Below are 526 nucleotides of genomic sequence, written 5' to 3'. Positions count from 1 at the left end.
GGGATGAACATCTGGCGTCAGCCGCTCGCGCGCCCACGACCGCTTGATGGTGAACGGCAAATCCCTGGCATCGCCAAGCTCGACACGGCCGCCCCGGATGAGCCATTGTTCCCCGGACGCATAGTGTCGCTCCAGATCGCGCAGATAGTCGCGATGGAGCGCGCAGTCGTCGTCGACGAAGACCAGCACACGGCCGCGCGCGCGCCTCAGCCCGGCGTTGCGCGCAGCCGCCAATCCGGGGCGCGGCTCGCAAACGGGCGTGAACGGAATGTCCGACGCAGCCGCGATGCTGGCCAGGCGTTCGGCCGTGCGGTCGCTCGAACCGTTGTCGACGACCACGAGTTCGGCGGCGAAGCCGGCATGTGCGCGGCATGCGGCTTGCACCGACTTGATGCAGGCATCGAGCACGGCGACGCGGTTGCGCGTGCAGATGATGAAGCTGACTTCCGGCGCCGCTCGTTCCGGGCGGGGACCGGCCGGGGCGGGGCCAAGCGCCGTCGAACGATCGCGCTGCAGGGGTTGGTTG

1 protein-coding gene is annotated in these 526 nt (G+C 69.4%); it reads right to left on the bottom strand.

Going from position 1 to position 526, the window contains the following annotated elements; genetic code table 11:
- Nucleotides 1–516, bottom strand: a 516-nt coding sequence (locus EOA22_RS36790; RefSeq protein ID WP_164756343.1) for a glycosyltransferase family A protein, incomplete at its 3' end; no start/stop codon positions are given.
- Between the last annotated feature and the right edge of the window lie 10 nt (nt 517–526).

Source organism: Mesorhizobium sp. M7A.F.Ca.US.014.04.1.1, from assembly GCF_003998745.1.
GTDB classification, from domain to species: Bacteria; Pseudomonadota; Alphaproteobacteria; order Rhizobiales; family Rhizobiaceae; genus Mesorhizobium; species Mesorhizobium ciceri.
Note: the sequence above shows the minus strand (reverse complement) of the source record. Positions and strands in the feature narration are given on the sequence as shown.